General features: G+C 59.0%; 23 protein-coding genes and 2 pseudogenes. 15 read left to right on the top strand and 10 right to left on the bottom strand.

The genetic code is table 11. The annotated features are described in order from the left end of the window. Nucleotides 1-55 precede the first annotated feature (55 nt). Nucleotides 56-1,072 (bottom strand): NADP-dependent oxidoreductase, encoded by a 1,017-nt coding sequence (locus ACQZ5K_RS25955; RefSeq protein ID WP_448741926.1) that lies wholly within the window; start codon nt 1,070-1,072, stop codon nt 56-58. Nucleotides 1,073-1,163: 91 nt separating this feature from the next. Here ACQZ5K_RS25955 and ACQZ5K_RS25950 point away from each other — a divergent pair, with 91 nt between their 5' ends. After that, a complete protein-coding gene (locus tag ACQZ5K_RS25950; protein WP_112207598.1) occupies nt 1,164-2,066 on the top strand; it encodes a LysR substrate-binding domain-containing protein in 903 nt (300 codons plus the stop codon). Between the two features lie 19 nt (nt 2,067-2,085). On the opposite strand, the pseudogene ACQZ5K_RS25945 reads toward ACQZ5K_RS25950, so the two are convergent. Together ACQZ5K_RS25945 and ACQZ5K_RS25940 are read right to left on the bottom strand one after the other, a co-directional pair. Further along, nucleotides 2,086-2,323 (bottom strand): annotated as a pseudogene (locus tag ACQZ5K_RS25945) (helix-turn-helix domain-containing protein); the annotation flags it as partial. A 607-nt stretch (nt 2,324-2,930) separates the two neighbouring features. Next, on the bottom strand, nt 2,931-3,362 hold the full coding sequence (locus ACQZ5K_RS25940; RefSeq protein ID WP_112207600.1) for a helix-turn-helix domain-containing protein: 432 nt from the start codon (nt 3,360-3,362) through the stop codon (nt 2,931-2,933). Nucleotides 3,363-3,431: 69 nt separating this feature from the next. On the opposite strand from ACQZ5K_RS25940, the gene ACQZ5K_RS25935 reads away from it, so the two are divergent. The 4 genes from ACQZ5K_RS25935 (at nt 3,432) to ACQZ5K_RS25920 (ending at nt 8,087) form a co-directional block, all read left to right on the top strand. Beyond that, a complete protein-coding gene (locus ACQZ5K_RS25935) occupies nt 3,432-4,673 on the top strand; it encodes an MFS transporter (RefSeq protein ID WP_448741922.1) in 1,242 nt (413 codons plus the stop codon). 422 nt (nt 4,674-5,095) lie between these two features. Next, nucleotides 5,096-6,424 (top strand): type II toxin-antitoxin system HipA family toxin, encoded by a 1,329-nt coding sequence (locus tag ACQZ5K_RS25930; protein ID WP_448741921.1) that lies wholly within the window; start codon nt 5,096-5,098, stop codon nt 6,422-6,424. A 14-nt stretch (nt 6,425-6,438) separates the two neighbouring features. Beyond that, a complete protein-coding gene (locus ACQZ5K_RS25925) occupies nt 6,439-6,714 on the top strand; it encodes a helix-turn-helix transcriptional regulator (protein WP_060723874.1) in 276 nt (91 codons plus the stop codon). A gap of 1,007 nt (nt 6,715-7,721) precedes the next feature. Next, nucleotides 7,722-8,087: a hypothetical protein gene (locus ACQZ5K_RS25920; RefSeq protein ID WP_448741920.1), complete on the top strand. Its 366-nt coding sequence runs from the start codon at nt 7,722-7,724 to the stop codon at nt 8,085-8,087. Nucleotides 8,088-8,694: 607 nt separating this feature from the next. Here ACQZ5K_RS25920 and ACQZ5K_RS25915 read toward each other — a convergent pair. The 5 genes and pseudogenes from ACQZ5K_RS25915 to ACQZ5K_RS25895 all read right to left on the bottom strand — a co-directional run. After that, nucleotides 8,695-8,817: pseudogene (locus ACQZ5K_RS25915) on the bottom strand (IS630 family transposase); the annotation flags it as partial. Nucleotides 8,818-8,832: 15 nt separating this feature from the next. After that, nucleotides 8,833-8,997 carry a hypothetical protein gene (locus tag ACQZ5K_RS25910; RefSeq protein WP_448741919.1) on the bottom strand — a complete coding sequence of 55 codons (165 nt, stop codon included), beginning with the start codon at nt 8,995-8,997 and terminating at the stop codon, nt 8,833-8,835. After that, a complete protein-coding gene (locus ACQZ5K_RS25905) occupies nt 8,994-9,179 on the bottom strand; it encodes a DUF2933 domain-containing protein (RefSeq protein ID WP_112346396.1) in 186 nt (61 codons plus the stop codon). Before ACQZ5K_RS25905 ends, ACQZ5K_RS25910 begins: the two co-directional genes overlap by 4 nt. Further along, nucleotides 9,176-11,404 carry a copper-transporting P-type ATPase gene (locus ACQZ5K_RS25900; protein ID WP_448741918.1) on the bottom strand — a complete coding sequence of 743 codons (2,229 nt, stop codon included), beginning with the start codon at nt 11,402-11,404 and terminating at the stop codon, nt 9,176-9,178. The genes ACQZ5K_RS25905 and ACQZ5K_RS25900 overlap by 4 nt, the downstream gene beginning before the upstream one ends. Before the next feature lie 13 nt (nt 11,405-11,417). Next, on the bottom strand, nt 11,418-12,905 hold the full coding sequence (locus tag ACQZ5K_RS25895) for a multicopper oxidase family protein (protein ID WP_448741925.1): 1,488 nt from the start codon (nt 12,903-12,905) through the stop codon (nt 11,418-11,420). Between the two features lie 116 nt (nt 12,906-13,021). On the opposite strand from ACQZ5K_RS25895, the gene ACQZ5K_RS25890 reads away from it, so the two are divergent. The 4 genes from ACQZ5K_RS25890 to ACQZ5K_RS25875 all read left to right on the top strand — a co-directional run bounded on the left by ACQZ5K_RS25890 (nt 13,022) and on the right by ACQZ5K_RS25875 (nt 14,662). Further along, a complete protein-coding gene (locus tag ACQZ5K_RS25890; protein WP_448741917.1) occupies nt 13,022-13,372 on the top strand; it encodes a hypothetical protein in 351 nt (116 codons plus the stop codon). A 91-nt stretch (nt 13,373-13,463) separates the two neighbouring features. Beyond that, nucleotides 13,464-13,763, top strand: a complete 300-nt coding sequence (locus ACQZ5K_RS25885) for a HigA family addiction module antitoxin (protein ID WP_448741916.1) — start codon at nt 13,464-13,466, stop codon at nt 13,761-13,763. A 325-nt stretch (nt 13,764-14,088) separates the two neighbouring features. Further along, complete coding sequence (locus ACQZ5K_RS25880) at nt 14,089-14,409, top strand: hypothetical protein (RefSeq protein WP_448741915.1); 321 nt, start codon at nt 14,089-14,091, stop codon at nt 14,407-14,409. Between the two features lie 124 nt (nt 14,410-14,533). After that, complete coding sequence (locus ACQZ5K_RS25875; RefSeq protein ID WP_272871777.1) at nt 14,534-14,662, top strand: hypothetical protein; 129 nt, start codon at nt 14,534-14,536, stop codon at nt 14,660-14,662. A 106-nt stretch (nt 14,663-14,768) separates the two neighbouring features. Here the strand turns inward: ACQZ5K_RS25875 and ACQZ5K_RS25870 are convergent, their stop codons facing one another. Further along, nucleotides 14,769-15,536: a hypothetical protein gene (locus ACQZ5K_RS25870; protein ID WP_448741914.1), complete on the bottom strand. Its 768-nt coding sequence runs from the start codon at nt 15,534-15,536 to the stop codon at nt 14,769-14,771. Between the two features lie 633 nt (nt 15,537-16,169). Continuing rightward, nucleotides 16,170-17,099, bottom strand: a complete 930-nt coding sequence (locus ACQZ5K_RS25865) for an ornithine cyclodeaminase family protein (RefSeq protein WP_448741913.1) — start codon at nt 17,097-17,099, stop codon at nt 16,170-16,172. Between the two features lie 481 nt (nt 17,100-17,580). On the opposite strand from ACQZ5K_RS25865, the gene ACQZ5K_RS25860 reads away from it, so the two are divergent. The 6 genes from ACQZ5K_RS25860 (at nt 17,581) to ACQZ5K_RS25835 (ending at nt 22,750) form a co-directional block, all read left to right on the top strand. Continuing rightward, a complete protein-coding gene (locus ACQZ5K_RS25860) occupies nt 17,581-18,387 on the top strand; it encodes a MobA/MobL family protein (RefSeq protein WP_448741912.1) in 807 nt (268 codons plus the stop codon). Then, the gene (locus ACQZ5K_RS25855) at nt 18,384-18,866 is read left to right on the top strand and encodes a plasmid mobilization protein (RefSeq protein WP_448741911.1); all 483 of its coding nucleotides are present in this window, start codon (nt 18,384-18,386) and stop codon (nt 18,864-18,866) included. Before ACQZ5K_RS25860 ends, ACQZ5K_RS25855 begins: the two co-directional genes overlap by 4 nt. 771 nt (nt 18,867-19,637) lie before the next feature. After that, on the top strand, nt 19,638-20,111 hold the full coding sequence (locus ACQZ5K_RS25850) for a hypothetical protein (protein ID WP_448741910.1): 474 nt from the start codon (nt 19,638-19,640) through the stop codon (nt 20,109-20,111). Between the two features lie 3 nt (nt 20,112-20,114). After that, a complete protein-coding gene (locus ACQZ5K_RS25845) occupies nt 20,115-20,447 on the top strand; it encodes a hypothetical protein (RefSeq protein WP_448741909.1) in 333 nt (110 codons plus the stop codon). Between the two features lie 66 nt (nt 20,448-20,513). Further along, on the top strand, nt 20,514-22,364 hold the full coding sequence (locus tag ACQZ5K_RS25840) for a type IV secretory system conjugative DNA transfer family protein (RefSeq protein ID WP_448741908.1): 1,851 nt from the start codon (nt 20,514-20,516) through the stop codon (nt 22,362-22,364). Nucleotides 22,365-22,534: 170 nt separating this feature from the next. Then, complete coding sequence (locus ACQZ5K_RS25835) at nt 22,535-22,750, top strand: hypothetical protein (protein WP_448741907.1); 216 nt, start codon at nt 22,535-22,537, stop codon at nt 22,748-22,750. The last annotated feature ends 416 nt before the right edge of the window (nt 22,751-23,166 follow it).

Below are 23,166 nucleotides of genomic sequence, written 5' to 3'. Positions count from 1 at the left end.
TCAGCGCCCCGGCCGCCTGTTCGCGGCGGTCGGGCCTTGACTGGCCAACAGGTGATCAGGCGGCGACCAGCACGACCTTGCCCTGGATGCTCCGTTCAGAAGCACGACGATGCGCTGCCGATGCCTCGGCTAGCGGATAGGTGCTGTCGATCACCACCCGAAGGGAGCCGGCATCCAGCAGACGGCCAGCCTCTGCCAGTTGTGCGCCGTTCGAACGCACCTGAGTCGTTGAAACGGTGATCTTTCGCCGGGCGGCTTCGTCATGGCCTGAGAAGCCCAGCGGGTTGACGAGAAACAGGGCGCCATTCGGCTTGATGCCGGGAAGAAAGCGTTCCATATTCGTGCCGCCGACGGCATCGAGCACCAGATCAACATCCTTCGCCACTGTTTCCGCAGCCGCTTTCCTGTAGTCGATGAAAATATCGGCACGGAGTTCCTTGAGAAGCGCTTCATGCTTGCCGGAAGCAACGGCGATCACCCTTGCACCTTTCCATTTTGCGATCTGGACGGCCAGGTGACCGACCCCACCTCCGGCACCGTTCACCAGCACGGTCTTGCCGTCCAGCGACACCGGTGCGTGCGGGAAGTTCTGGAAAGGGTTCGGCACATCGTGACCCGGATCGACCAGGAATTGCCACGCCGTCAGAAGCGACATCGGTGCACCGGCCGCCTGGATATGGTCGATCGCGGCAGGCTTCAGCGCCAGCTCCGATGCCGGAACACGAACATATTCGGCATAGGCGCTGCTGCCCGTCATCAGGTCTTGCGGAAACCGGACCATCGCATAGACCTCGTCGCCAATGCCAAATCCAGACACGTCATCGCCGACGGCCGCCACCACGCCGGATACGTCGGTGCCCGGAATCAGTGGGAAAGCGGGACTGGGCTGCCACTCCGGCGGCAGAGCCCGATAACCGTCCCGCAGATAAAGATCCGGCGGGTTGAGGCTTGCGGCATAAACACGGACGAGCACCTCATCCGCTGATATTGCCGGTCGGGACGCATCCTCATACAGCAGGACCCCGGGGCCTCCGAATTCGTGCAATCGCACGGCTTTCATCATCTCAGTCATATTGCCTCGCCTGGATATCTGGTTTCCATGACCGAAGATATGACCAATGTCTTGAGTTGATAATATCGGTGTAATTCTCTTTAATAATGCCATGAAGGAACAAATTGGATTTGACAGACTGACGGGACTTATTGCCTTCGCGCGCGCCGGCTCGCTCGGAAGCTACACTGCCGCTGCGCGATCGCTGTCCATCTCGCCCTCGGCGGTCAGCAAAAGCATTCAGCGGCTGGAAAAGCAGCTCGGCGTTTCGCTGTTCACGCGCACGACACGGTCCCTGACCCTGACCGCCGAAGGGCGCGACCTGCATGAGCGAGCGCTTCGGCTTCTCCACGACGCCGAGGAAATCGAGCAGGCGGCGAAAGCGGCGCGCACCGAGCCCGCTGGCACATTACGGATTGCGGCATCGTTGCCGATCGGCCTGCACGTAATAGCACCGGTGCTTCCTCAGTTTCGCAGGCTCCATCCGAAGGTTAATATAGATCTGCGTTTGAGCGATCACATGGTGGATCTGATCGATGGCGGCTTCGATATGGCAGTCCGCATCGGCGATCTGTCAGACTCGCGCCTGCTTTCACGCCGGCTCTTACCGTATCAGTTATGCTGCTACGCCTCGCCCGAATATCTTGCCGGGCGCAGCCCGCCAACCCATCCGGACCAATTGGAAGAGCACAACACCGTCAGCCTGCGCTACCAGAGTAGCGGCCAGCTATTTCGCTGGCCTTTCCGCATCCGGGACAGGGAGGTGGAGATCGTGCCGACCTCCGGCATTATCGTTGACGCGAGCGAAGCCGTGCTTGCGACGATCGCAGCGGGTGCCGGCATCGGAATGGCAACCAGTTTTATGGCCAGCGCCTGGGTGAGGCGTGGAGCGCTCGTGCCGGTTCTGGCCGATTACGCGGTGGATCGGCACAATATCACGGCGCTGTGGCCCGGGAGCCGACGGTCCAACCCGGCCGTGCGCGCCTTCCTCGACACACTGGTGGAGTTGTCGTGATCGGGCAGAAATGTCCGCTGAGGTCATCGTCCAGCGTGGATGGAGCAGCCCGAGCGGTCCTGAGATCGCCGATCTCGATGCCGACGGTGCGCGCGACGATCAGTGCCTTTTCGAGCTGGCAGCTCGGTTTGCCGGATTCAAGCTCGACGATGAAGCGTTCACCCGTTCCGGAACGGGCAGCAAGCCCGGTTTGCGTCCAGCCAAGCGCTTTGCGTCTTTCCCTGATAGCAGCGCCGAAAGCGCGCAGACCTGAACATCGTCAACCTCCATCGGATTACTTACCGTACAGGAAGATTTCCAGGAGATCAGTAGCCGCTCCTGATCGGTAAGCTTGACTCCCTGCGGTATTAAATCATCCTGATCGGGAAATCTCGCGCCCAGGGAAGCATCCTTTGGAGTCTCCGACATGTATGGGCCGGCAACCCGTATTCCGGTTTGGATGTTCATCAGAAGACTCAACCCAATTGAGTAAACCGGGATATCTCAAAACCGCCTCGCCATCCAAAGGGAGCGACGGACCCGCCTTTGTGTGACCGGGTTTGACAAATGAATTGAACCGGACGTGGCCCACCCACCCTCATATTCCACTTCCAAAAAAATATGCAAGTGATTGATAAAGTGAGAATAGCGGATCAAATTGTCGACGGCAAAACACCTCTGGCGCGGACGCGAAGCATCCTCGACAGTATGCCGGGATCACTTTCGTAAAAACCTCCCGGTTGATTTTTGCCTCCACCTGCCAGATCACACCACATCGCAGGGAAGCAGACGACATTGGCCTGTCTCAAGGGTGGATGAGCTTTTACCAATCCAGATTCAGTCGTGGTTCTTTCCGTGCCCTGCGTCTGGTCACCTCAGGAAACATTACGGAGAACTACGGCCTCTTTTCGGTCTCTCGATCTTTTCACGCTTTCCCGCAACGTTGACCAACCGCCGGAATGTCGGGCACTCCATATGCGAAGGCGCAGGGCAATCGGCCACGTGACGAAGCGTGTCGCGCAGCGCGGTCAGCTCGTGGATCTGCCGGTCGATCGCATCGGCTTTCTGATGAAGCACGTCGCGCGGAAGGTCCGGCAAACCATTCACGCCAAACATGCCGGCAATCTCGTCCAGCGAGAACCCCGCCGATTTGCCCATCGCAACCAGTTTGAGCTGTAACAACACTTCCGGCGGAAACTGCCGGCGCATACCATGCCGCGAGACCGAGGAAATCAGCCCGGCCTCCTCATAATAACGCAGCGCCGAAGGCTTGATTCCGCTTTGCGCCGCGACCTCTCCAATATCCAGCAATTTCATACTTGACCTCAAGTCGACTTGAAGTGGCAGCGTGCTCCCGAACGGAACTCAAAACAAGAGGACAAGGCATTGGAACAGGTAAAATCAAATCCGTCGGGGAGGCCGCAAACAGGCATTACGGCGACGCTTGCACTGGCAATGTTGCTTGCCTCGCTTGGCACCAGCATCGCCAACATCGCGCTGCCGTCGCTGGCAGAGGCATTTTTCGCGCCCTTCTCGCTGGTTCAGGCAGTGGTCGTCGGCTATCTCGTCGCATTGACCTGCTCGGTGCTGATCGCTGGCCGGCTCGGCGACCGTTTCGGGCTGAAGCCCATGCTCGTCACCGGGATGGTCATTTTCGCCCTCTCCTCGCTGCTTTGCGCCATCGCCCCCACGCTGTGGCTGCTGATCGGCGCTCGCGCTGTTCAAGGTGTCGGCGCGGCTTTCCTGATGACGCTCCCGATGGCACTGATGCGCCAGACCGCAAACGAGGACCGTGTCGGGCGGGCAATGGGCCTGCTCGGCACTGTTTCGGCGCTGGGAACGGCGCTCGGCCCATCGCTCGGCGGGCTTCTGATCCCGCTGGCAGGCTGGCGCGCCATATTCTGGGTGCAGGTGCCGCTGGCGGCCCTGGCAATGATCATGGCCATATCGGTACTTCCCGCCGACACCGGCAAGGGCAGAACCATATCAGCAAGCCTTTGGTCGGTGATGAACCGCTCTCTGGTACCAAATCTCATCGTCAACATCCTCGTCGCTGCCGTTATGATGACGACACTGGTCGTCGGTCCCTTCTACCTCGGCCTCGGCCTCGCGATGACCGCGACCAAGGTCGGCCTCGTCATGATGATCGGCCCGGTCATCTCCATCGTCAGCGGCGTACCGTCCGGCCGGCTGGTGGATACCTGGGGAAGCCACCGTGTGCTCGTGATCGGTCTCCTGCTCCTCACCACAGGCACATTGCTTCTCGCGTTCATGCCAAACATGATCGGAGTTACAGGCTATGTCCTGTCCCTCATCGTACTGACGCCCGGCTATCAGCTCTTCCAGGCCGCCAACAACACAGCGGCCCTTTCGGACGCGCCCGGTAACCGGCGCGGAACGGTCTCGGGTTTACTCGGCCTGTCGCGCAATATCGGGCTGATCGCCGGCGCTTCTGCCATGGGCGCCGTATTTTCCGTCGCCGTCGGGACGGAGGATTTTACCAAGGCGACAACATCCGCCATCGCCACCGGAATGCGCCTCACCTTCTTGCTGTCATGCGCCATGATGGTCGTTGCCATCCTCGTTGCATTGGATGGCCGAATACACACAGAAAGCCGTCGCCGGTGATGAAACAACATCCGGAAGGTTGATCACCCGTGGCGATATGCCTCAGGCGGCTCGATCCTCCTCGGTAACATGAGGCATGCACGCCCCGAAGCCGGCGTTGCAATCTCCGCGGCCGGCAAGAGGCGCTTTGGAAATGCCCCATCCAATGGGTCAACTAATTGTGAGACCGTCGATACTGCCCCACTAAAATGGCCCAGTATATGGGGATTGCCGCCCGCGCTGCGAGACAGCGAGCACCAGACCCGGCTTGCCACTGTATTCGATAGCAAGAGCGAAGATGGAGGCGCGGAAACAAGGTTGGTGCCGCCTGCCAAGCTCTATCAGGACTCCATGTTTCCTGACAGGTGCCAGAATGATAGACCCACTAAAAAGGGTTGATTAAGCGGATTGTTGGGATTATTGTTCCATTAAAGGGATCAATGATGCGCTTCACTCTCCAAACCCATTTTGACGACGTGTGGCATGATGCCGCTACACTGGAACTGCGGGACGATACCGCCGGTTATCAGGGCGCGTCGATCGTCGACTACGATCTCGACTACTTTATATCACACGCATCAACGGACTACGCAGCCGGAAACGCAGTTCGCGATTATCGCGCCCTTTCTGTGCACTATCCAGTCGATCTCGAAAACCGGTACAGCACAACCTGGCCACCATTCCTTCTTGATCTGATGCCGCAAGGGCATGCACGCAGGAAACTGGCCGAATATCTCGGCCTGAACGAAGGCACTCGCGGCTCTGACCTCCCGCTGCTCCTGCGGTCAGCCACAGGCGGAATCGGCAATGTCCGGCTTAAGGAAGCCGCCGACATGGAGGTGGCGCGGCTAAAAGGAGTACAGCGCCAGGGCGTCACGGAAGCTGAAATACTTGAACGGTCGGACCGTTTCATGGAAGTTGCCGACCGCTTCGCGATGCTCGCCTCAGGCTCAAGCGGATTGCAGGGCGAATGGCCAAAAGTCTCCATGACCCAGGCGGCCGACGGCTTCTATTATCCCGACAGCTTCGTGACCGACGAGGAAGCCGCGCGCCACGTTATCGTCAAGCTCGTACGCAGCAACGATCCTGCCGACCGGATGATTCTCGAAGGCGAAGCTCTCTATGCGCGGATCGCCCGGGAAATCGGGCTGAATGTCGCCGAACCATCGGTCTACGCCGAGGGGGTACTGATTATCCCCCGCTTTGACAGGACGCGGAGCAAAACCGGTAAAATCGTGAGACTGGGTCAGGAAAGCCTGGTGGCAACGATCGGCGTGGCAGAATTCGGGTACATCGGTACGCATGAGGCCTACATTGACAGCCTGCGCAAATATTCTGCCGATCCTGTGGCAGATACAGTTGAATACCTGAAGCGCGACATAGCCAATCTGGCGCTTGGCAACCCCGATAACCACGGCCGAAATTCCGCCCTCAGCAAACATGAAGATGGCACGGTCCGGTTGTCTCCTCTTTTTGACTTCGCGCCCATGAGACTGGCCAGAGAAGGAATTGTCCGCTCTACCCGTTGGGCAATGATGCGGGATGCCGGTCGGGATCATTTGCCCGACTGGAAGGAAGTCTGCGCCCGCCTTTTTCCGGATAGCAATGACCGGCAACCGGTTTCCGGTGCGCTTTGCGAATTCGCAGAATGTCTCCAACAGGTACCCCGTCTTGCGCAGGGCATGGGAGCGCCGCCCGAAATTGTGCAACGTGCCATGAGCCGCTGCGCTGAAATCGCGCAGAGTGTTCAGACTTCCCTGTCACAAAACTGAGCAAGGGACACACCATGCCGCGGTGGAAAAAGCCGACTAAAGAAGAAATACTCCAAAACCGTCGTGATCTTGCCGAGCGGGCACGCCTTGGCGAATTGCGCCTGCCTGCTGCAGTGGCGGAAATCCGCAAGGGCCTTGGGCTGACGCAGGAGGAGTTTGCGACGATGTTGTCGCTGACCCGGCGCCAGGTCGCCGAGATCGAAACTGGCGCAGCAAATCCGACACTCGAAACGCTCGAAAAAGTCGGGCGGCTGTTTGGATTCAGCGTCGGCTTCGTGCCCCGGGCATGAACCGGCCCCCTCAACAATCCCGGTTCAAAGTCTGCCAAGGCAAGCGCGACAGACCGCCTTTACAATCACCATCGACATCATGTTTTACTTCTGAAAATTTCTTCAACACTATGATAACAATACGAATAATTCAGAACCCCCCAAAAAAGATCGCATCTGTGCCCACGCGCCGCGACGCATCGGCGTCACATCCTCGTGCCAACTTCAGGGTCGGAAGATCACCTCGAAGGTCTTCCATTGACGCCCGTCAGCCGACCCGGCAACCTCATACCATGACCCTGACCAACAGTTCCTCTGGTAGAAAAAAGGCAGCGGTCCGAGGTGAAGCGTCACTGGAGATTCTGCGGCAAGGCAGTTAAACCGCCGCGAGGAACTGCGGCAGACGCACGAAGCGGAGCGCGATTGAGACGAGCAGGAACGATAAGATGATCCGAAGAAGCCTGCCTCACGTGTGCCATGAGAAGAATTAGCGGAGAAGTTGAAGCGTGATAGCGATATATGATTCCGGCGGCTTTTGCGGTAGCCCCACGTTTCGTCGTGGTGTTCGTGGTAGGCGCATCGCTGGATATCACCTGGGTTTAACTACAGCAATGATATCAGGTGATTGCCAGCCACTGGCCGTTCTGATTAGCGAATAATGCCGGTTAGATTTGCCTTTTTCATTTGGAACGCGCGGGAGTTCTCAATTGCAGACGGATGCCCCTCCGACTTACAGCTTTACCACGCAAGTCGCGATCCCTTACCAAAGCTCCCCGAGATTCACGATGGTCACGACGGCTTACGCCATCGACGCCAAAGGCCTTTTGGTGAGGCGAGGACAGTCCGTGAGCCTCATCCCGTGGACATCTATTCGGTTCCTGCACATTTACGTAACGAGTGGGGTCGGCTCCACTGGATTCCCAGTCTACAGTGCGCGTTTGCGGATGCTCTTCGCATCGAGGGAGATATCCTCACTGCATTGGCAGGGAGAGACACGTACTGATCAATCCGCCGACTACGTTCGCTTCATGGAAGAACTTATTCCTTTTGCAGTCGCCTGTAACCCTCGTCTTCGCCTCCGATACGGCGGCGACCCTATGCTGGAGGCGGCGATCCCGGGGGTGCTCGCTCTCGTCTCCATGCCGTTCCTGTTGATCCCTTTTTTGATCTTTAAACCGCTCGGTGCTCTTCTTTCTGGCTTGAAATTTTCTGGGCTGAACAAATTTGGGGCTAAACCCGTAGTTGCTGCGATCATCGCCGGGCTTGGTGTGGTGCTTAACATGCTCCCATGGTCCACCGGTAAGCAGTTCAAGGCCGACGATCTGCCGACCGCAGAGCTGCCTCCGAAATATCGGCAACGCCAGCAGATCGCGATATCTGAGCTACGCCGATGATACAGCTACATGGAGTACCGGTCTCCTGGCGTAGATTGTCCCTCAAATTGCCTCGACAGACTTAAAGTCTAGCATTTAAATAAGACACAAGCAGCAAGCTTGCCAAGGAAACACGGCTTATGACTGTCTGCGCATTGCAGGACCGCGTCATCATCGGGACCGTTTTCCACCCATCGGTTTACAGGTCACGTCTTTCGTTTCAATACGGCCAGCCAGCACCAAAGAAAGATCCGTTCCGAGTGCACGGACGCTCAAACAACAGCAACTGCAGTAACAAAACATTCGGCGCCGGATAGGTAACGGCAACCGGACTGCGCCAATCACTGCCGGAAACCGATTGCCGGCATTTCGGCAGTCGACGCAAATGGAAGCGTTATAAGGAAACCGACTTTTCCTTATAACGGCCTTCTTATCTGTCGTTCGCATGGAGGCAGATCCTACACATCGGTGGCTGCGCGATACTGCGGCCAAGCTGTGCCGTTATCTCTCACAGCAGCGCCAGATCGCGCTTGATCGCAACGGACGAAGGATCGCGATGATGCGCATGACTGTTGTCTGAGCAATCACCCTTGCCACGGATCGACAACGATCGCGCCGGTGCCATCGAAATCCCAAATGGCCGTCTCCAACCTTGTGACCGGGAGGTCGGCTCACCCTCTTTTGCCCTTGCGATCCACCGGATCCCGGTCGAAATTCCAACTCCGAACCGGGCTACAGCTTGCCGTGCTGAATCGAAGATCATCGCTCAGTGCTTGTGCTGTGCCATCATCCACCTCCTGGAGGCGCCCAGCATCATGATTGACGGCTTTTCCATGTGGGTACCGAGGACGGCCGGATCATCGAGCAGCGCAAAGCCCCATTCGGCTGGTGCCATGGTCATGGTGCCAAGTGCCGACCGCTCGTCGTTCACTGCCTGCGATCCGTTTGGTCGTGGCCGCCGTGTCTGTGAAACAGGTGCATGAGTGGACAGGCCAGCAGAATGAGATAAGGCGAATACCCCAGCACGTGCCCCCAGTGTTCACGAAGGACGTAGAACAAAAGGATCAAGGCCAGAGACGCGGCCATCAGTAGGAGCGTTCGGTTGGCTGTCATATCTTAATGCTCCTCAGGCGAAGGGAGTTGGCGATCACGCTGACCGAGGACAGTGCCATTGCCGCCGCCGCGATGATCGGAGAGAGCAGCAGACCAGAAACAGGATAGAGGACGCCCGCCGCCACGGGCACGCCTGCCGCATTGTAGATGAAGGCAAAGAAGAGGTTTTGCCGGATGTTGCTCATCGTCGCACGGCTCATCTGCCGTGCCCGCACAATCCCCTGCAGATCCCCTTTCAAAAGAGTGACGCCCGCGCTTTCGATAGCGACGTCAGTTCCGGTACCCATGGCGACACCGATATCGGCTGCAGCAAGCGCGGGAGCATCATTGACACCGTCGCCCGCCATGGCAACGATCCGGCCTTCACTGCGCAAGCGCGAAACGATCTTGCTCTTGTCCTCAGGCAGCACTTCCGCCTCCACTTCCGCAATCCCCAGGCGACGTGCGACGGCATGCGCGGTCGTCTTGTTATCGCCCGTCAGCATGACGACCCTCACGCCGCCCTCCACAAGCGCTTTGATAGCATCTGGCGTCGTTGCCTTGATGGGGTCGGCAATGGCAAACAGACCTGCCAGCCTGCCATCAATGGCGGTGAAAATGACGGTGGCGCCTTCGTTGCGAAGCTCTTCGGCCTTCGCCGTCATGGCGCTGACGTCCACACCCCCTTCCTCCATGATGCGGTGGCCGCCGAGGATGAGCCGTTTTCCGTTGACTACGCCCGTCACTCCCTTGCCCACAGGACTGTCGAATTCGATTGCATCGCCCGGTACAACGCCACGCTCAACGGCGGCATTGACAATCGCGAGCGCCAACGGATGTTCACTTGACCGCTCGACGGTCGCGGCCAACCGGAGGAGTTCGGTTTCGGATACGCCTCCCGCTAGCGCGATAGCCGTCAACTTTGGCCGGCCCTCCGTAAGGGTTCCGGTCTTGTCGACCACAAGCGTGTCGACCTTCTCGAAGCGCTCCAGAGCCTCGGCGTTCTTGATCAACACGCCAAGACTTGCCCCGCGACCGACACCGACCATGATCGACATTGGTGTCGCAAGCCCCAGAGCACAGGGGCAGGCTATGATGAGAACAGCGACGGCCGCCACCAGGCCGTGGGCGAAGCGAGGCTCCGGCCCATAAATCATCCAGGCGGCGAACGCGACGAGCGCAACCACGATGACGATCGGAACGAACCATCCCGAGACTTCATCCGCGAGGCGCTGAATAGGCGCGCGAGAGCGTTGTGCGTCTGCGACCATGCGAACGATCCGGGAGAGCATCGTGTCCCGTCCGACCCTGCCTGCCTCCATGATGAAACCACCGGTCTGGTTCATGGTCCCTCCGATCAGGTTCGACCCGACGTCCTTGGTGACCGGCATCGACTCTCCCGTGATCATGGATTCGTCGACGGAGCTGCGGCCATCCAGCACCACGCCATCAACAGGCACCTTTTCTCCTGGCCGAACCCGAAGACGGTCTCCAACTGCCACGGCATCAAGGCCGACATCCTCGTCGGTCCCGTCGGCGAGCACGCGACGTGCTGTCTTGGGTGCGAGGTCCATAAGCGCGCGGATAGCACCACCCGTCTGTTCGCGCGCCCTCAGTTCGAGAACCTGCCCGAGCAGGACCAGAACTGTGATAACGGCGGCCGCCTCGAAGTAGACCGCGACTGAACCTTCTTCCGAGCGGAACGTGTCGGGAAAGACGCCTGGCGCAACGGTCGCGACGACGCTGTAAATCCAGGCCGCACCTGTCCCCATTGCAATCAGGGTGAACATATTCAGGTGGCGTGTCACCAGGGACTTCCAACCTCGTTGGAAGAAGGGCCAGCCTGCCCAAAGGACGACAGGTGTCGCTAGCGCCATCTGCAGCCAGTTCGACGTCTTTGGCCCCAGAAGCATGTGGAGGTTCGTGAGATGGCCGCCCATTTCCAGACCGAGGACCGGAATGCTGAGGACGAGGCCGATCCAGAACCGACGGCTCATGTCCAGGAGTTCCGGGCTTGGGCCCGTTGCCAGGGTCGCCACTTCTGGCTCCAGCGCCATGCCGCAGATCGGGCAATTACCGGGACCGATCTGCCGCACTTGCGGGTGCATCGGGCACGTGTAGATGATGCCCTCCTCCGGCGTTGCCGGGGGAGGTGCGTGCTTCTCTGCCACCTGACGGTGGTGCTCATGGCCGTGCTCTTGATGACGATCACCGTGAGGATGATGGCCGTGATGTTCGTGCTTCATCTCCGCTCTCCGATCAGATCGCGCGATTGTAGGATACAAGCGACATCATCCCAACCGCCATGTGATAGAGGTGGTGGCAGTGGAACGGCCAGCGGCCGGGATTGTTCGCATCGAACTCAATGGCAACCTCTGCCATGGGAGGAACGTGAACCGTATCCCTGACGGCTCCCCGCATGCCATGTCCGTTGATGCTGACCACCTGGAAATGGTGTCCGTGAAGGTGCATCGGGTGTGTCATCATCGACATGTTGCGCATGACGAGGCGAACCCGGTCATTATGATTGACTGCCATCGCCTCACCACTGATCCCCCACGAGTAGCCAGTCATGCTGCCGGAGAGGATCAGAGGATAGGTCTTCGTTGCGGACCGCTCCTCCAGAGGTGATGTTGCCCGGAGCGTCGCCTCCAGCGAAAGGTCGAGGACCGGCCCCGCGGAAGAAGCTCTTGTGGCGACCTTCGAAATGGTCGCGTCCGCCGTTGCGAGAATGACGCCCGTCTGCTCCTCGGAGCCTTCGCGGAGGGCAAGGATCGGGAATGTGCCAGCGCCCGACGGGAGGTGCAGCACGATATCCAGCCGCTGCCCCATGCTAATCGGGAAGCGAGTGCTGGTGACGGGTTCGATGGCCATGCCGTCGACGGCGGCCAGACTTCCCACGACGCGTCCCGTATCGATGGTGAAAGCAGTCGCCGTTGCGCCATTGATGATGCGTAGCCGAACGCGGCCACTCTTCTCGACCCGCACGATCTCCGGATCGTCCAGTGTACGGTCGTTGGCGAGGTAGGCATCATATTCGATGTCGTTCAAATCCATCATGCCCATACCACCCATTGGCATGCCACCCGCGGGCATCCCTCCCATTGGCATACCGCCGGCGTGCATGCGTGCCATGTTGGACATCATGCTCCCGTGATCCATCGGCATGGAACCGCCACCGTGTCCGCTGCCCGTCACGGAACCTTGCTGCAGTTCCGCCAGCAATTCCTCCGGCGATTTGAACGAAAAGTCGTGGAGAAGGACCACGACGTCCTGCTCGTCACGGGCGCGATCCGCCGCCGTCCGCACGATCAGGGGCGCTGCCAGCAGGCTTTGCTCCTGCAGTGTATGGGCGTGCATCCAGTGGGTGCCGCCGCCTGCGAGGTCGAATTGGTAGTGACGCTTCTCACCAGCTGCGAGGAGCGCTGCGGGATTGTCCGGGACACCGTCCATCTCCCATGGCGGGGTAAGCCCATGCCAGTGAATAAGGGTCGCTTCATCTGTGAGGTTGGCTAGCATGACATTGAAGCCGTCCTCCATGTCCAGGACAAGGCCGCTCCGTCCATTGCCTTGAACGAGGCCAAAGATGCCGGCGGATCGGCCATTCACTTCGATAGAGCGCTTGACGACAGCGAGTTCGATGGGCGACGACTGTCCAGAGCTAGCAAGAGCCCAGGACTTCTGTGAAAGGGGTGAAATAGCTGCCGCACTGACGGCGACTGTCTTCAGAAACTGACGACGAAACATGACGTTCTCTCGATCTTTTTTGGCCGTGCCACGGCCCCAATAGTGGAAATCGCTCGCCAGCAGCGAGCAGTTCATCACCGCATGGATCGAGGAGGCTCAAAGCCGGGAGACGGGTCGTGGCCAGCGAAATTATCAGGAATATCCGAGACCCTGACGAGGAGGACGGGGTGCGCCGATTCGGCGGGCTGCTCAACAACCGCCAGGCAGAAGACGCAATTGACGCCGCAGCAGTTCTGCTCGGGAGAATGCTGGACCCTGAACGTCGCGTCGCCCGCATCACTGTCGACCACCTGGTTATGTCCGTCCAGGCAGCTCTGGGAAGCCGCACGCATAACCGGCGCATTGAACAGGAGAGCAACAGCAAGGAGTGCCGCAAGCAGCCTCCACACCCACGCTCTCTGTACAACCCTGCGCATCGCCGATCCTCCATCATCCCAGCATGCCATGGTTCAAACGGTGCACCTTGATCTTTATCAATGTGCGGTGCTGCCGCTCTGTCACCAAGCGATAACCTCATAGAAACAATCATGACAGTTCAGCCAGGGAGGCCCAGAGATCATGACAATCAGCAAATCCCCTGCGATCCATCCGGGTGAAATCTTGCGGGAACTCTACCTTGAACCACCGGATATTCCGCCATATGCCCTCGCAAAACACCTCAACATTCCCCGGACACGCATAGAGCGGATCGTAACGGAAAAGCTCGGCATTACCGCTGGCACCGCCCTGCGACTGGCAAAATTCTGCAAGACCATCCCTGAATACTGGCTGAATCTGCAGAACGCCTTCGACATCAAAAGTGCCGTAGCGGTACTGGAGGCCGACCTTGCCAACATCAAAGAACTGGAAGCCGCGTAATTCCCACCTCTCCACCACAGGTGGCCAAGGGCTAAGGCTTGCTCCCTGTTGCTTCGTGGACGAGTGGCCGTCAGCCGATCACCCGGAACCAACATAGCCCAGCATGGTTGCGCCATTACCCGGCGCCACATTTCTTATAAATAACTTTCAGAAAATATTATAATATACTGATATATTTTAATAATATATCATTGATATGTTCGAAAAAGCGCCCATCCCCTGGTGCGCGATCCTGACGCACCGGCATCACAGCAGCATTCAGCCTTCAACTTTTCTTTGCCGGTCCTGCGTTGACGCCAGTCAGCCAACGCGGCAACCTCGTCCCATGACCCTGACCAACAGTTTCATTGCCGAGCTCATCCGCGACGCCAACAGGCTTGATCGCCTCGATGGCTGGCAGAAGCGGCGTATGCTGGAACGGGCCGTTACAACAATCCGCGACATGCGCGAAACAATCGGAATTCCATCCGGTCCCGGCCGTGACTGTCTCCTCGACATCCACACCGTTGCCCTTTCCATCGAACGCGGATGGCGCAGCGATGAGGAGGTGCGAAACGCCCTGCTGCAGGCAGCCGCCATGATCCGGGATTTGCATATCGTCCTCGACAGCAAAACCGAAATCAGCCTCGTCAAACCTGCCGGTTGAGGGGCGGCGCCATCATTGGACGGCCAAATGCCAGATCATACAGGCAACATTCAGCCCGCAAATATCAGGATTTCATTAACCATACCGGACCACCCTTCCCTCACAGCAACGATGGAGGTTGGTTATGGCCTACGACTGGAATCGCAATGAACGCGACGGCAGGTTCGATGAACTGGCGGCGGCTCTCATCTTCTTCACCGTCGTCAGCCTGCTTCTGGCATCCGCTTATCTTGTGACGGGCCTTGCCGCATAGGCAAGGTGTGTTTCGCTGGTTGACCATCGCAGGGCGCGGAAGGCCCGGCGACGATGCTGTGCGTCACCACAGACCGCTGCCGCGCCTGCCGGGCCTGCGCCGCCGCTCACACGGCAATCCTGTCCCTTTCCTCCTGAAACCGCCTCTCGCGCGTCTTCGGCCGCAGCAGGCGGATACGCGACTGCGGCTCGATCACAGACCAGTGCGGCTGGATCAGCTCACGCAGCATCTTGCGCAGTTCCGGCCAGGGGGTCTCTTCGTTGCGAAGCTCCGGATCATACATCACCAGCATGCAGTGAAGCTTGGCGGCAATGTCGTGGATGTAATAGGGTTGCAGCGAAATCAGCACACGCCCGGCAATGCCCTCGAACCGGGCAAGGTCCTGCGCCTTCGCAAGGCTTGCGCTGTAGCCGATGCGGCGGTCAGCCGCATTCCATGCCCGTCTCAGTCTCAGCAACTCCAGACGCGCGCTCTCTGCCGCTTCAGCGCCAATCCGCGGCGCCAGTTTCCTGATCTCCCCGAAAGAGGACACCGTCCCGACCGACGGACCACCATCGTCAACCGCAATCACGACAGCAGGACGACCGCCGGTCTCTTCCAGCAGTCGCGCCTCGAGTTCCCGGCATTCCCGCTCGGCGGCAAGCCGCTGCTGATACATGTCATACCAGTCCGGCCACAGCTCCTTGGCATGCACCGGTCCGGCAATGGTGCGCGAGGGAAGATCGTTGAGCAGCATCGGCAGGATCCGTGCGGCCAGCGGCAGAAGATTGCGCCGGTTGATCACGCTTGGCAGGTTGTCGACAAACGTCTCGTTGGGGAATGCATTTGCGCACGAAATTTTAGGTAAAGTTCTGCTATTCTCAGAATCAGCCATGATCCAAGCTCCTGATAGCTAGATTGTGGTCAGGCTGGAGGACGTGGGCAAACACGTCCTCCAGCTGCATTTCAGGCCATACAATAAACGTACCCATTTATTCTGTCAATAAACGGGGATGTTTATGTCGGTGGTTTTGCTTTCGCATAATAAATGGGGGCTAGTGCTACAGCCGAATGGGACGTCCGCCACTTAAATTTCAAGAGACAAAAATTCGTATCTCATCGGAGATGAGAGCGAGGATTCAGGCGTTGGTTGGTAACTATAGAATCTCGGCGTTCATCCGCGAAGCGATCGAACACGAGCTGGATCGTCGGGAAAAACTCAAGTCGAAATCGGAAAAATCCACCGAAGACAAGTGACAACTCTGCCAATGCAACAGCAACAAATAATCGGCTGAGATACCGTTTATCGCGCAAAACCAATCGGGATCCACGCAGCGATTCGGTTGCGGATCGACCGCCAGCAAGTTGATGAGACGGCGATGGCGTCGGCGTTCGTTTCGCAAAACCGGCGTCAGAGACAGATCCCTGAACGGCCCGCTACTGCTTGGAAATGAGCTACTGATGCGGTCAAATCTTCGCCAACCAAACTGCCTGTCCAAAAACGAACGACAATGACGGTTTCAGTCTTTCAGCGGCCCTGCAGACAGTCGAAAATTGCCGCGGCCACCGCGACTTCAGTGCCCGCCAAACCGACGGAGCAGAAGAGGGTCATTTGATCCGCTGACACCCGGCCGGGCACCCTTCCTGCAACAATATCAGAAAGCTCCACCATCCGGTCCTCGTTGCCTGAACCGCTCAGGAAGAAGGGCGAGGTATAAGCTCGCGTCTGTTCGGGGGAATCTGTCGCTATCGTGCTTGCCATATTCGCGATGTCGAGCCCGAGCTCATATCCATCAAGCGTTTTGGGGCCAACTGTGTTGACATGCACACCGCGCTTCAGATCGGACGCATGGACAACCGGTTGATTGCTGGACGTGGCACAGATAACGATATCAGCGTCGCTTACGGCCTCATCAGCACTGTCTGCTGGCCTTATCTCAATTCCCAGGTCCGCTTCCATTTCCCGCGCGAAAATATTTCGCCGGGTTTCATCGCGACTGTAAACGCGAGCAGACGTGATTTTGCGAACGGCAGTTGCAGCTGCAAGCTGGCTTCGCGCCTGAAGCCCGCTACCCAATACGCCCACGACACTGGCGTCAGGTGAGCTGAGGTACCGAATAGCGATACCCCCTATTGCACCGGTTCTGATCGCGCCAAGACGTTTCCCGAGGATGAGTCCTTTGAGCCGTCCGTCGTCCGCAGACCAAACGGCAACGATCTGGGCGTGTTCTTTCCCCTCAAATGTCTCATACACCCGAAAGCCCGCGAGAGGCTTTTCGCCAAGGGTGCCTCCAACCGTAAAGATCAGATCGCCGCGTCCGGGGAACGATACGTGGTGTCGAGGTGGCGATATCGCCTGGCCATGTGCGCGGGCGAGAAAGATATTCTCTACGGCCTCTATCGCAACATTCATGAACGAACCGTCCAGCAGGTCACCGTCGTGCAAGATTTTTGTCATCGTCAAAACTCCAGGCACACATAGTTTGCAACCTGAACCGGCCTTGAGGTCAATAGCGATGACAGGTTTCAATCGTTGGGCCTGATGCGACGCAGTAATCGTCAATTCCGGCCATCCCTGTCGCAGCCCGGGCACTCCGAAACGGCCCGAAGTTTCTGGTCAATGAGCAGGAAAAAATCGCGCACGACCCTCGTCAGCAAAGATATCCGAATTGGTGCCCGGTTGTTCTTCGATTGCTCTCCGAAATGCGCATGGTCTGGTCGGTGATCGACAAGGCCGCGATTGAACGCCAGCCTGGCTGACAGACAGGCCCGATGGTAGCGGGGATCGTTTTGCAGCGCATTCTGGTGAATTCACCATAGAGCCAGCCATCCCCCGTCCCGCTAGACTGAACACGACAAGGGCGCACTTCCGGTGACCCGCGGGCGGGACCGGGGCGGAAACGGGTTTTTCTGCCGGCGCGTTTTATCGGGAGACCGGCATGGCGATCTATCATTGCAGTGTAAAACCGGTCGGCCGCAGTGCCGGCAAAAGTGCCGTCGCCGCCATCGCCTATCGCACCGCCAGCAAAATCCTCAACCAGCGTGACGGCATTACCCACGACTTCACCGCAAAGACCGGTGTCGTCCACACGGAAATCATTCTGCCCGATGGTATCGATGCCCCATGGCCGTCCTGTCAAACGATTGCCGACGCGACCGGCAGGAGCGTCAAGACTATTCAGCGCGCCGTCCATGAACTTGAGGTCAAAGGATGGTTCGACGTCCAGCGCGGAAATGGCGTCGGATACAACACGGAATATCGTCCCTCTGCAGAGTCGATTTTACGCGCATCGGACGCCCGCGAAAGGACGGACAAAGTTGTCACCCTTTACCCTGACAAAGGCGGTCAAAATCGTCCGGAAAGGCGGTCAGATGTGTCCGGCGAAGGGGGACAAATATGTCCACCAAACCCAGAGAAAGAAAAAATAAATAGACCTAACCCGCGCGAGGACGCCCCGCTGCGGGTCGAGACGCGGCGAGCCGTCCCGCTCGTTTTCGTGGCTGAGACCAAGGCGGATCAGGTCGAGCAATGGTGCGCCTGGCTACGCCGCCACGGGCTTCCATCTATCGAAACCCTGGGCTTGCGAACCGTGAAAACCGGCAAGCCAGGTTATGCCTTGCCGGGATATTGGCCACCGGACGAGACGAGCCCAGGTGCGCTGGACTGGATCGCTTTCTTCAGCCGCCGCCGTGACCACATTGCCACCGAAACTCCCCGACACACCGACTTTCGGAGGGCATCATGACGGACGGCGATTTGAAGGGAGCAAGGCAACCCCTGTCATACGGCGAGCCTTCTGACAGGGAGCCTTGTGAGGGGAGGCAGGCCTCCCCTTCAAACCCCACCAAGAGCACGCGGCGATCGCCCAAAGGCGAACTCAATGCCGTCGTGGTTTTCCGCTGCACCGCATCGGAAAAGAAGGCGCTGACCGCCCGCGCAGCGCGGGCCGGTCTGCCCTTCGCCACGCTGATGCGGGAAGCGCTTGGCCTCACCGAGGCGCGCCGCCGCCGTGCGGTTCCCAAGGTGGACCCGGAACTGGTGCGCGCCGTTGCCCGGATCGGTGGCAACCTCAACCAGGTCGCCCGATGGCTGAACACGGCCCAGGCGCAGGGCCAGGTATCCGCCATCGACGCAATCACGGTCGCCGCGCGCCTGGTCGCCATCGAGCGGGCGCTATCGGAAACCCTTGAGCAGTTCACGGCCAAGGATGACGCGCCGTGCTGATCAAGTTTTTCCGAAACGGCCAGGGCGGCGGATCGGGACCGGTTGACTATCTGGTCGAGCGCGACGTCGTCGCTTACGACCAGAACCGCAACGCGATCCGCGATGAGCGCGGCGACGTCATGCTGTTTGCCCGCGAGCCTCTGCCGGAGGTGCTGCGTGGCGATGCAGACCGCATGCGCGCGCTGATCGACGCCTGCCCGCACCAATGGACCTATCGGGCCGGCGTCATCGCCTTCACGGCGGAAGACGCGCCGAACCCTGTCCAGCAACGGCAGGTGATGGACGCCTTCGAGAACCTTGCCTTTGCCGGCCTCGAAGCCGACCAGCACGATATGCTCTGGGTCCGCCATACCCACGAGGGCCGCGTCGAGCTGCATTTCGTGACGCCACGCATGGAGCTTGCGAGCGGGCGCAGCCTCAACATTGCGCCGCCCGGCTACCAGAAGCACTACGACGCCCTGCGCGATGTTCTGAACAAGGAACACGGCTGGAATGACCCAATGGCGCCGGAGCGCGCCCGTGAGACCGTCAGCCTCATCGAGAGCGTCAGGCGTGGCGATGCCCGTGAGTTGATTCACGACTGGATCGTCCAGCGCATCGAGACCGGCGACATCCGCGACCGCCCGAGCATGACCGAGGCTTTGACGGCGGCGGGGTTCGACCTGCCGCGCACCGGAAAAAACTACATCACCGTGCGCGATCCGGAGACGGACGAGCGCTGGCGCCTGAAAGGAGACCTGTTCCGTGAAGACTGGACCCGAGAGAGTACCCTTGAGCGAGCGCTTGAAAGATCGTCTGGCGAGCCCAGCCGCTCCGGAAGCCGGCTCGACGCCATCGCTCCCGATGAACTTCGAGACCGACTGGAGCGAAGCCTTGAAGCGCGCGCAAGCTACAATCGAGACCGATATCCGCAGCTTCACGGACGCGAACCGCCGGCACTTGAGCGAGGCGCTGGCAACGACCGAGGCGGACGTGGACCGGCTTCGCTCGATGGTGCAGCCGTTCTTCCTGACCATGGGCGCGGTGGCCTTTCTGATCATCCTGTTGAGCTTCACCGCGAGCTGGTTTTGGGCGGGTCTGATGATCGACCGCGCCCAGAGCGCCAGCCTTTGGCAATTGGGCTTGCAGATCAACCAGACCGGCAGCGGCAAAGTCCTCACCTGGGACGTCAACCGCCTTCAACTGATCACCTGCCAGGCAGGGACCGACAAAACCCCATGCCTGAAGATCGCCCAGGGAGATTGACCGATGACCGAAACCACCAGACCACCGATGCCCGAGACCCTGTCGCCGCTGGAACGCGAATTGCTGGGTTACGTCGAGACGTTGATGAACGCCTTGCAGAACGGAACCGCGCAGTTCGAGGCGCTGGAGAAACGCTCGACCGACATGATCGAAAACCGGCAAGCGGCTTTGGAAGGATCGCTGAAATCGCTCATCGCGTCACAGGCTACCTTCATGAACGCCTGGCTCGCCTCCGGCAATCATTCCAGCGCCACGACCTCGACCGAGCTGACGGAAGCGTTCGCTCTGCTGGAGCAAGCCGAAGCGATGCTGGAGACGGTCGCGCCGCCGACGTGACAGGCCGACCGATCGCGCCCGGTCACGGTCGCAACTGACCCTCATTTCCTTCTGGAGTTTCGATTCATGAATTTGATCATTCAGCCCTATCGCTATGCCCTTTCCATTGCCGTGGTTGCGGCAGGTTTCCTGCTGATGGAAGCCACGCCCTTGTTCTGGCCACCCATCTACCAGAACGCGCGCGCCGCGATCCTCGTCATGTTTCTTGGGTTTGCGCTGCTGACCTTGGCGGGAGACACCCAGGGCCGCGTCCGCAGCGCGTCGGGCTTGGCTGTGGGGGCTGCCCTCCTTGCCGCGTCTGCTCTCGCCCTTACCGACCCGACCATTGCGGCCGGCGTCCTGCTCGACAGCTTCAAGGCTTGGCGAAATGCCGGCTACTCCGGAATCGAGAGCATCCGAGGCATGGTTTCGACCTGGGATCGCTTCACAGAGGCGCAGAAACTTGGTCTGCAAACCAGCCTCGCCATTGGCCTGCCTGTGCCGCTGTTCCTCATCCTGCGAGCGATCTCGATAGCCGCCCCCGCTTCGTCTAGCCGGGTTTCCAAACAAGGCCCATGGCGCGCCCGATGGATGAATCGCCAGGAGTTGCGCCAGCTCCGGCACAACGACAGCGGCTTGCCGCTCGGTCTCTCCGGTGGCGCAATGCTGCGCTACCGCCCCAACCCTAAAACCGGATGGCGTGCAGGCCATCATGTCGCCATCGCCGGCACACGCGCCGGAAAAGGCGTGTCCGTCGTCATTCCCGCCATCATCGACCATGACGGGCCGGTCGCCGTTCTCGACATCAAGGGCGAGAACTTCGCCGTCACACGCCGCTATCGCCAATCGCTTGGCCGCCTGGTCGTGGTTCTCAATCCCTTCGGCGTCATCGAGCCGTCGAAAGACCACTTCAATCCGCTCGACTATATCCGGCAAGCGCACCTCGTCCGCGACATCGAAGTCATTGCCGAGGGGCTTGTTCGACCGGAAGGCGGAAACGGCGCGCACTTTGCCGAAATGGCGAAATCGATGATTGCCGCCGTGATCGAGGTCGTCATGACCAGGCGCGCCGAGGCCGATCGCAACCTGATCACCGTCATGGACCTGCTGTTTTCCGCCGGCTTTGAAAAGACACTGACGGAATGGGCTAGTGCGCCGGAGACATTCGGCACCCGCCCGGCCGCCGCCGCTGCCACCTTCCTTGCAGCCGGCGAGAACGAGCGCGGCGCAATCAAGACGACGATCAAGAAGGCCTTCGATTGGGCGCGTTCCGACGAATTGCGCGCCTTTCTCGGCACCTCCACATGCTCACTCGAAAAACTGTTCGAGGGCCGTGCCGACCTCTTCATGGTCGTGCCGCTCGACCAGGTGGACGCCCAGGCCGTCTTTCTCCGGCTGCTGACGAACATCATTCTCGGCATGGCCGTTCGCCTTGAAGGCGCGAAGAAGCCGAAAAGGAACGTACTTCTGGTGCTGGACGAGTTTGTCCGTCTCGGCAGAATGGAAAAGCTGATCAACATCGCCAATGTCGCCGCCGGCTGCGGCATCGAGGCGCTATTCATCACACAGGACAAGGGCCAGATCGAAAGCGTCTATGGCAAGGGCGACACGGCCAGCATTCTCGGCTCGTGCGTCACCACCCGCATTTTTGGCCTCGGCCGCGCCGAATTCGAAACCGCCAATTGGGCCGCGAACGCTCTTGGCGATCAGACCGTGCTGACCCGCACCAGGCAGTCGGCCGCGAAGTTCGGCGAGAGCCGCAAGACGTCGATTGCGGAGCAGCGACAGAAGCTCATGACTGCCGACCAGATTTTGGAAATGAAGACGGGCAAGATGCTGCTGCTGACAGGTTCGAAGCCGCCGGCACTGGTTGACGCGATCGTGTCGCACCGTCATCCGGTATATCAGGCGAAGCTGGATCGGAATCCTATGGTGTAGGCAACAGGTTTGAAGGCTCTGGAGATCGGACGCCTGAAGCTAAAAGTCTAATGGCACGCGTGGGAAAATCTTATAGTTCTCCGATGTATACCCACTGTAAGTTGCCACTTTGGTCGCAAGGCGGTGACGAGATCAGACCTTGTGCAGTTTTAAACCTACGAGAAATATTGATGACAAGAATTCTTACAGCAATGGATGTGGCAGAGAAAATTTATGGTGAATGGAAAGAGACATTCCATACATTGAGAATTGATAAAGAGACTTGTGAACTCGCCATCGCGGACCTGGCACGAGGTCGCACGCTGAGCCCGGATTGCACTGCAGATAGAGTTTTGGATACGGTGCTAAGAGCGATCGCATCGGGCGGTGCCAATTTTTACGCTTAAGAGCATTGTGGACAGTGGCCGGCGGTGCAAAAGCGCCGGCCTAAGCCATCTACGGGTATTGTCGGCATGTTTTCCGGAATTTTCGTATCGTGGATCCGTCTCCATAACCGCCCCCGAGGGTCCATCCGTTCCAGAGGTCGCTAGCGCTATCGAAAATTTCGGTATTGTCCGTACCGCGGTAAGAGATTACCGTCTGACCATTCAGATTGTATGCAACGGCATAAAATCCAGAATCCTGCCAGCGCTGATAATCATCCGCCGTGACACCGATCGCACTTCGGTCGACTACTTCTGCCGCGCCAACTTTCTCACCGGAAACTAGAGCGCGTCCGCTTTACTCGGGGTCATATCCGCACGATTTGAAGTAGTTGGCGCATTCTTGCGGTTCGAACAGCGTGACGATCTGGCCGACGGTA

This window comes from Agrobacterium sp. 22-226-1, assembly GCF_053522345.1.
Note: the sequence above shows the minus strand (reverse complement) of the source record. Positions and strands in the feature narration are given on the sequence as shown.

Excerpts from the sequence above, each read along its gene's own strand:
- ACQZ5K_RS25955 (WP_448741926.1), bottom strand. The coding sequence starts at position 1,072 with ATGACTGAGATGATGAAAGCCGTGCGATTGCACGAATTCGGAGGCCCC.
- ACQZ5K_RS25950 (WP_112207598.1), top strand. The coding sequence starts at position 1,164 with ATGAAGGAACAAATTGGATTTGACAGACTGACGGGACTTATTGCCTTC.
- ACQZ5K_RS25940 (WP_112207600.1), bottom strand. The coding sequence starts at position 3,362 with ATGAAATTGCTGGATATTGGAGAGGTCGCGGCGCAAAGCGGAATCAAG.
- ACQZ5K_RS25930 (WP_448741921.1), top strand. The coding sequence starts at position 5,096 with ATGCGCTTCACTCTCCAAACCCATTTTGACGACGTGTGGCATGATGCC.
- ACQZ5K_RS25925 (WP_060723874.1), top strand. The coding sequence starts at position 6,439 with ATGCCGCGGTGGAAAAAGCCGACTAAAGAAGAAATACTCCAAAACCGT.
- ACQZ5K_RS25920 (WP_448741920.1), top strand. The coding sequence starts at position 7,722 with ATGGAAGAACTTATTCCTTTTGCAGTCGCCTGTAACCCTCGTCTTCGC.
- ACQZ5K_RS25905 (WP_112346396.1), bottom strand. The coding sequence starts at position 9,179 with ATGACAGCCAACCGAACGCTCCTACTGATGGCCGCGTCTCTGGCCTTG.
- ACQZ5K_RS25900 (WP_448741918.1), bottom strand. The coding sequence starts at position 11,404 with ATGAAGCACGAACATCACGGCCATCATCCTCACGGTGATCGTCATCAA.
- ACQZ5K_RS25895 (WP_448741925.1), bottom strand. The coding sequence starts at position 12,905 with ATGTTTCGTCGTCAGTTTCTGAAGACAGTCGCCGTCAGTGCGGCAGCT.
- ACQZ5K_RS25885 (WP_448741916.1), top strand. The coding sequence starts at position 13,464 with ATGACAATCAGCAAATCCCCTGCGATCCATCCGGGTGAAATCTTGCGG.
- ACQZ5K_RS25880 (WP_448741915.1), top strand. The coding sequence starts at position 14,089 with ATGACCCTGACCAACAGTTTCATTGCCGAGCTCATCCGCGACGCCAAC.
- ACQZ5K_RS25875 (WP_272871777.1), top strand. The coding sequence starts at position 14,534 with ATGGCCTACGACTGGAATCGCAATGAACGCGACGGCAGGTTCGATGAA.
- ACQZ5K_RS25870 (WP_448741914.1), bottom strand. The coding sequence starts at position 15,536 with ATGGCTGATTCTGAGAATAGCAGAACTTTACCTAAAATTTCGTGCGCA.
- ACQZ5K_RS25865 (WP_448741913.1), bottom strand. The coding sequence starts at position 17,099 with ATGACAAAAATCTTGCACGACGGTGACCTGCTGGACGGTTCGTTCATG.
- ACQZ5K_RS25860 (WP_448741912.1), top strand. The coding sequence starts at position 17,581 with ATGGCGATCTATCATTGCAGTGTAAAACCGGTCGGCCGCAGTGCCGGC.
- ACQZ5K_RS25855 (WP_448741911.1), top strand. The coding sequence starts at position 18,384 with ATGACGGACGGCGATTTGAAGGGAGCAAGGCAACCCCTGTCATACGGC.
- ACQZ5K_RS25845 (WP_448741909.1), top strand. The coding sequence starts at position 20,115 with ATGACCGAAACCACCAGACCACCGATGCCCGAGACCCTGTCGCCGCTG.
- ACQZ5K_RS25840 (WP_448741908.1), top strand. The coding sequence starts at position 20,514 with ATGAATTTGATCATTCAGCCCTATCGCTATGCCCTTTCCATTGCCGTG.
- ACQZ5K_RS25835 (WP_448741907.1), top strand. The coding sequence starts at position 22,535 with ATGACAAGAATTCTTACAGCAATGGATGTGGCAGAGAAAATTTATGGT.